Origin of the sequence: Microbispora sp. NPDC049633, assembly GCF_040675265.1 — a bacterium.
GTDB lineage: Bacteria > Actinomycetota > Actinomycetes > Streptosporangiales > Streptosporangiaceae > Microbispora > Microbispora maris.
Map to the genome: position 1 here is coordinate 1 of NZ_JBFAOO010000290.1, position 6,684 is coordinate 6,684.

Sequence of the window (6,684 nt, forward strand, 5' to 3'; positions counted from 1 at the left end):
CGGTGCTGGACCGCGCCTTCGACATCGCCGGGCTGCGCGAACGCTACCTGCGCTTTATCGACGCCCACCGGCCGGTCGCCGAGCGGCTGGCGGTGTCCGTCCCGCGCCCCGCCGCGGCGCTGCGGCTGAGAACCGCGATCATGACCGATTGGCGGGTGTTCCCCGCGCTCGACCCCGATCTTCCGGCCGAGTTGCTCCCCGCCGGCTGGCCGCGCGACGAGGCCAGGCGGCTGTGCGTGCGGATCTACGACTCGCTCGGGGAGCCGGCGGAGCGGCGGTTCCGCGAGATCCTCGCCGAGTTCGACCCGGAGCTCGCCGGGCTGGCCGCGCACCACACCTTCGCGCAGGTGTCCGCCCTGGAGTCGCCGGCGACTCGACGGCACACGAGCTTCGACGAGACGACGGACCGCGAGCGGCTGAATCTCCTCGCCGGAGGCGACCTGCGTCGTGTCCCGTGATCTTTTTCGCCCGCCGCGGCCGCCACGGCGGAGATCCGTTCCGGGCGGCTTCATGTCGCTCAAAAGCATGACATCTTGATAACGAGCGCACGTTCAAGCGTTGTCCATATACTCCTGTTGTGAATGATGGTGAAAGGTCCGAGGCAGAGGACCTCGATTTCCCGCGCTTCCAGGTGGGCGCACCTCCGCAGCACCTGATCACGACGCTTCTCGGGGACTACTGGATCGGCCGGCCCGAGCAGCTGCCGTCCGCGGCCCTGGTGCGGCTGACCGAGGAGTTCGGCGTCTCCGCCGTGGCGGCCCGGGCCGCGCTCAGCCGCCTGACCAAGCGGGACCTGCTGGAGTCGTCCAAGGCCGGGCGGCGCACCTACTATCGCCTGACGGATCGGGCCGCCGCCGTGATGCTGGAAGGGCGGCAGCGGATCATGTCCTTCGGCCTGGAGCAGGGCGCGTGGGACGGGACGTGGGTGATGGCGGCGTTCTCCATCTCCGAGGAGCAGCGCGACCTGCGCCACGCGCTGCGCGCCCGGCTGCGCTGGCTCGGCTTCGCCCCGCTCTACGACGGGTTGTGGGTCTCGCCGACCGCCGACGCAGACAGCGCGGCGGCCGTGCTCGCCGAGCTGGAGATCCCCATGTCGACGATCTTCCGTGCCGAGGCCCTTGATCTGCCGGGCATGCGCGCCCCCCGGGAGGCCTGGGACTTCGACCAGCTCCGGCGCACCTACGAGGAGTTCGTGGCGCAGCACTCGCCACTTCTGGAGCGCGTCCGCAGGGGCGTGGTCGGCGCGTCCGAGGCGCTGGTGGCGCGTACGGGGATCATGGACACCTGGCGGACCTTCCCCAACCACGACCCCGACCTGCCCGCTGAGCTGCTGCCCGCCGACTGGCCGCGCGCCGCGGCCCGAGATCTCTTCGTGGAGATCTACGACACCCTCGGGCCGCTCGCCGAGTTCCGCGTCAAGCAGATCGTCGCGGAGTTCGAACCCGAGCTGGCCGAGCTGGTCGCCCATCACCGGACCAGCTCCATCCTCGCGCTCGCCTGACCGCTCCCCGGCGACGGGGCGGCGCTCCGGCCGCCCCGCACGTCTCCGCTGCACAACCGCCTCTTGACAGGTGTGCATCCTTAGGTGTGACACTTAGCCCCACGACCGCAAAGTGAAGTGCAGCATTAACTGGTCGCGGAAGGACCACCATGAGAATGCCCAGGACCATCCTCGCGGGTGCGGCGGCTTTGGCCCTCGCCAGTGTCGCAGCCTGCGGTGGAGGCGACGGTGAGACGGAGCGGCCGGCCGGCGCGACGGCTCTGTACGACGCCCTGCCCGACAGCATCAAGGAAGCGGGCGTCATCCGATTTGCCGGGGATTCCCACCCGCCCTATCGGATCGTCGCCAACGACGGCAAGACCGTCACGGGCATCGACAAGGAGTTGCAGGACGCCCTCGGCAAGGTGCTCGGGGTCCGCACCGAGATCTCGATCGTCAGCGGCCTGCCCGCGGCGCTGTCCGGCATGCTCGCCTCCCGATACGACGCCTTCAACGGCCCGGTCAAGGACAGCGCCGAGCGTGAGAAGCAGTTCGACGCGCTCGTGTGGATGGTCACCCGGACCTCCTACCTGATCCCCAAGGCCGGGTCCTCGGCCATCAAGAGCTCGGCTGACCTCTGCGGCAAGCGCGTCGCCGGCACCGCCGGCAGCATCGTTGAGGACCAGGCCAAGCGCCTGACCGAATGGTGCGCCAAGCAGGGCAAGCCGGCGATGGAGTTCATCGGCTTCGCCGACACCAACGGCACCATCCTCGCCGCCAAGTCCGGCCGTGCCGACGCGGCCGGCATGACCGAGAGCGCCGCGCTCGACGTGCTCTCCAAGGAGAAGGACGCCTTCACGTACGTCACGCAGACCGACGAGCAGGGCGCCGGCGTCGACCAGCTGGCGATGCTCGTGCCCAAGTCCAGCGGTCTCGGCCCGGTCATGTTCGACGCGTTCAAGGAGATCTTCAAGAACGGCGAGTACAAGAAGATCATGGACAAGTACGGGCTCCAGAAGGTGGCGGTGCCTGAGCCCAAGATGAACACCGCGGCGACGCAATGAGCGTGGCACCACCCGTGGCCCCACAGGCCGTGGACGTCGCCGCCGCCCGTCCGCGCGTCCGGCCCCTGCGCTGGGTGGCCGGAGTCGTGCTGCTCGTGCTCGTCGCGCAGTTCGCCTGGTTCGTCGTCACCAACGAGCGGTTCGAATGGCCGGTGGTCGCCAAGTACCTGTTCGACCCGAACATCCTGCGCGGTCTGGGCATGTCGCTGCTGCTCACCGTCATCGGGATGGCGCTGGGCAGCGCGCTCGGGGTGCTTCTCGAAGTGGGCAGGATGAGTGGCTTCAGGCCGGTGGCCTGGGCGTGCACCATCTACGTCGCGGTCTTCCGCGGCATCCCGCCCCTGGTCCAGCTGATCTTCTGGTTCAACCTCAGTTATCTGCTGCCGCGGATCCCGCTGGGCGTGCCGTTCGGCCCGACCTTCGTCTCGTGGCCGACCAACTCCCTGATCAGCTCGCTGACCGCGGCCATCATCGGGCTCACCCTGCACGAGGCCGCGTACATGGCCGAGATCGTCAGGGCCGGCATCACGTCCGTGGACGGCGGCCAGCGCGACGCGGCCAGTGCGATGGGGTTCACGGCCAGGCAGAGCTTCGTCAAGGTCGTGCTCCCGCAGGCGATGCGGGTGATCATCCCGCCCACCGGCAGCCAGTTCATCAGCCTGCTCAAGGGCACCTCCCTGGTCAGCGTGATCGCGATGGCCGACCTGCTCTACTCGGTGCAGGTGATCTACAACAGGACCTACGAGGTCGTGCCGCTGCTGATCGTCGCCTGCGCCTGGTACCTGGCGGTGGTCACCGTCCTGTCGCTCGGCCAGCGGCGTCTGGAGCAGCACTTCGGGAAGGGGCAGCGGTGAGTGACACGCCGGTCCTGCGCATCCGTGACGTACGCAAGCGGTTCGGCGACCACGTGGCGCTCGACGGGGTGAGCCTGGACGTGCACGAGGGCGAGGTCGTCGCGGTGATCGGCCCGTCCGGCTCGGGCAAGTCCACCCTGGCCCGCTGCGTCCACCAGCTGCAGGGCATCGACGGCGGGGCCATGTACCTCGACGGGGAGCTGCTCGGCTACGAGTTCCACCGAGGCCACCTGCGCCCCCTGCCGGATCGGCGCGTGGCCGCGCAGCGCGGCCGCATGGGCATGGTCTTCCAGCAGTTCAACCTGTTCGCGCACTGGACCGTGCTGCGCAACGTCGTCGAGGCGCAGGTGCTCATCCACGGCCGGAGGCCGGAGGAGGCGCGGCGGGAGGCGTTGCGGCTGCTGGAGCGGGTGGGGCTCGCCGACAAGGCGGACGCCCATCCCCGGATGCTCTCCGGGGGCCAGCAGCAGCGCGTCGCCATCGCCAGGGCCCTGGCCACCAACCCGCGGATCATGCTGTTCGACGAGCCCACCAGCGCGCTGGACCCCGAGCTGGTGGACGAGGTGCTGAGCGTGGTGCTCGACCTGGCCCGCGGCGGCATGACCATGATCATTGTGACGCACGAGATGAGCTTCGCCCGCGAGGTGGCCGATCGGTGCGTCTTCATGGAGAAGGGTCGGATCGTCGAGACCGGCACTCCCGAGGAGATCTTCGACAACCCCGCCTCGCCCCGGCTGAAAGCCTTCCTGTCGCGCTTCGGGCGCGCGGCGCAGACCCCCGATGAACGATTGCTGGAGGAGGAGTCCACCTTTTGAGCTTCACGGTAATGGCCGTCGGCGACCTCGTCGTCGACGAGCCCGACCCCGCGTCCTTCTTCGCCCCGGCCCGGGAGACGCTGGGCCGGGGCGATGTGGTCATCGGCCACATCGAGGTGCCCCACAGCACGTCCACCGCCCAGGTGAGCACCGACGTTCCCGCCCCGCCCGCCGATCCCGCCGCGCTCTCCGCGGTCGCCGAAGCCGGCTTCCACGTGGTGACGCTCGCGGGCAACCACGTCTACGACGTCGGCGACCAGGGGGTGGCCGACACGATCAAGTACGCGACCGAGGCCGGAATGGCCACCGCGGGCGCCGGTCTGACCCTGGAGGAGGCCCGCCGTCCCGCAGTCGTGGAGCGCGACGGCCTGCGGGTAGGGGTGCTCAGCTACAACTGCGTCGGTCCCCGCGAGTCCTGGGCGACCAGCCGCAAGCCCGGCTGCGCGTACGTCAAGGTGCTGACCCATTACGAACTCGACCACGCCAGCCCCGGCGGGCCGCCCGCCGTCTACACCTTCGCCGACCCCGCCACTCTGGAGCGGATGGCCGAGGACGTGGCGGCCCTGGCCGCCGAGGTCGACATCGTGACGGTGTCGATGCACAAGGGCGTCGGGCACACGCCCGCCGTGCTGGCGATGTACGAGCGGCCCGTGGCGCACGCCGCGATCGACGCCGGCGCGCACGCCGTGTTCGCCCACCACGCCCACATCATGCGCGGCGTCGAGATGTACCGTGGCAGGCCGATCTACCACGGCCTGGGCAACTTCGTGACCGTCACCCACGCGTTGACGCCCACCACGGGCGACGCGGGCGAACGGGCCGAGTGGGCGCGCCGCAGAGTCGAGCTGTACGGCTTCGCGCCCGACCCCGGCATGCCGTACTACCCCTTCCACCCCGAGAGCCGGAACACCGCGATCGCGGTCTGCCGGTTCGACCGGGACGGCCTCGTCTCGGCAGGCATCGTGCCCTGCTGGATCGACGACGCGGGCCGTCCGGTGCCGCTCGGCGACGACGAGGAGGGGCGGCGGGTCGTGTCGTACATCGAGCACATCACCCGGCAGGCGGGTCTGAAGACGGAGTTCCACTGGGAGGGAAACGAGGTGGTGCTGCGTGCCTGACCGTCCGCTCGCCGGCCGCACGGTGATCGATCTGACCACCGCACTGTCCGGACCGTACGCGACCCTGCTGCTGGCCGGGCTCGGCGCCCGCGTGATCAAGGTGGAGAACCCGCTGACCGGCGGCGACAGCTCCCGCAACAACGCCCCCTATCTCGGTGCGGACGGGCTGACGCTGGCGCGCCACGGGGACGACGACATGTCCGTGTCGATGCTCCTGCGGGGCCGCAACAAGCAGAGCGTCACGCTCAACCTCAAGCACCCCAAGGCCCGCGACATCCTGGCCGGTCTGGTCAGGGAGGCGGACATCATGATCGACAACTACAGCGCCGGCGTCACGGCGCGGCTCGGCATCGGTCACGACTGGGCCGCCGCGATCAACCCGCGCATCGTCTGCACGTCGATCAGCGGCTTCGGCGCTCAGGGCGGTCCCGGCTCGGGCAAGGCGATGGACACGATCGTCCAGGCGCTCAGCGGCGTGATGATGACCGCGGGCGCGCCCGGCGAACCGCCGGTCCGCTTCGGGCTGCCGGTGGGCGACCTGGTCGCGCCGCTGTACGCGGTGATCGGCACGCTCGCCGCGGTCCTGCGGGCCGACGCGACCGGCCAGGGCCAGCACGTGGACGTGTCCATGCTGGGCGCGCTGACCTCGCTGGTCGCGTGCGAGCCGTTCGACGCCTACGAGAAGCTGGGCCTGCCCATGCGCACGGGGACGACCGTGCCCAGGCTGGCGCCGTTCGGAACGTTCCCCGCCGCGGACGGCTGGTTCGCGCTGTGCGGCCCCACCGACGCGTTCGCCCGCGGCCTGTTCACGGCGATGGGACGCGACGATCTGGCCGCGGACCCGCGCTACGCCACGCGGGACGCGCGCGTGGCCAACGCCGCAGAGCTGCACGAGCTGGTGGCCTCGTGGGCGGGGGACCGCCCGCTCGCCGTGATCCTCGATCTGCTCGCCCGGCACGGGGTCCCCGCGGCCGAGGTGCGCGAGCCCGGCGACGCCGTGCGCGACCCGCTCGTGCTGGATCGCGAGGAGGTCGTGCCGCTGGAGCATCCGAGTCACGGCCGCCAGGGGGACCTGTACGGGACCGGCGTGCCGATCCGCTTCTCCGCTTCGGAGGCGGGGCTCGACCGCCCGGCGCCCGGCCTCGGCGAGCACAACGCCGAGATCTACGGCGGCCTGCTCGGCTACTCCGACGACGAGCTCAAGGCCCTGGCCGAAGAGGGAGTGATCTGACATGCCCACGGCGCTGGCCGCGCTTGAGGAGGCCTACGCCCGGCGCGGCGCACCCCGCCCCCCGGCCTCCCCGGCCTCCCCGGCCTCCGCGCAGGGCGCGACCGGCGACCGGTCGCCGGTCG

Annotated in this window: 7 protein-coding genes; all 7 read left to right on the forward strand. The window is 70.8% G+C overall.

The window, feature by feature from the left end:
- A partial coding sequence (locus AB0J39_RS37010; protein ID WP_363473433.1) for a PaaX family transcriptional regulator C-terminal domain-containing protein occupies positions 1–458 on the forward strand: 458 nt, incomplete at its 5' end.
- A gap of 119 nt (positions 459–577) precedes the next feature.
- Complete coding sequence (locus AB0J39_RS37015) at positions 578–1,501, forward strand: PaaX family transcriptional regulator C-terminal domain-containing protein (protein ID WP_363473435.1); 924 nt, start codon at positions 578–580, stop codon at positions 1,499–1,501.
- A 149-nt stretch (positions 1,502–1,650) separates the two neighbouring features.
- The gene (locus AB0J39_RS37020) at positions 1,651–2,544 is read left to right on the forward strand and encodes a transporter substrate-binding domain-containing protein (protein ID WP_363473437.1); all 894 of its coding nucleotides are present in this window, start codon (positions 1,651–1,653) and stop codon (positions 2,542–2,544) included.
- Between the two features lie 14 nt (positions 2,545–2,558).
- On the forward strand, positions 2,559–3,398 hold the full coding sequence (locus AB0J39_RS37025; RefSeq protein WP_363473439.1) for an amino acid ABC transporter permease: 840 nt from the start codon (positions 2,559–2,561) through the stop codon (positions 3,396–3,398).
- Positions 3,395–4,213: an amino acid ABC transporter ATP-binding protein gene (locus AB0J39_RS37030; RefSeq protein WP_363473441.1), complete on the forward strand. Its 819-nt coding sequence runs from the start codon at positions 3,395–3,397 to the stop codon at positions 4,211–4,213. Before AB0J39_RS37025 ends, AB0J39_RS37030 begins: the two co-directional genes overlap by 4 nt.
- Positions 4,210–5,331, forward strand: coding sequence for a CapA family protein (locus tag AB0J39_RS37035; RefSeq protein WP_363473443.1), 1,122 nt, complete (start codon positions 4,210–4,212; stop codon positions 5,329–5,331). Before AB0J39_RS37030 ends, AB0J39_RS37035 begins: the two co-directional genes overlap by 4 nt.
- Positions 5,324–6,562: a CoA transferase gene (locus tag AB0J39_RS37040; RefSeq protein WP_363473445.1), complete on the forward strand. Its 1,239-nt coding sequence runs from the start codon at positions 5,324–5,326 to the stop codon at positions 6,560–6,562. The genes AB0J39_RS37035 and AB0J39_RS37040 overlap by 8 nt, the downstream gene beginning before the upstream one ends.
- Positions 6,563–6,684 lie beyond the last annotated feature (122 nt).

Excerpts from the sequence above, each read along its gene's own strand:
- AB0J39_RS37020 (WP_363473437.1), top strand. The coding sequence starts at position 1,651 with ATGAGAATGCCCAGGACCATCCTCGCGGGTGCGGCGGCTTTGGCCCTC.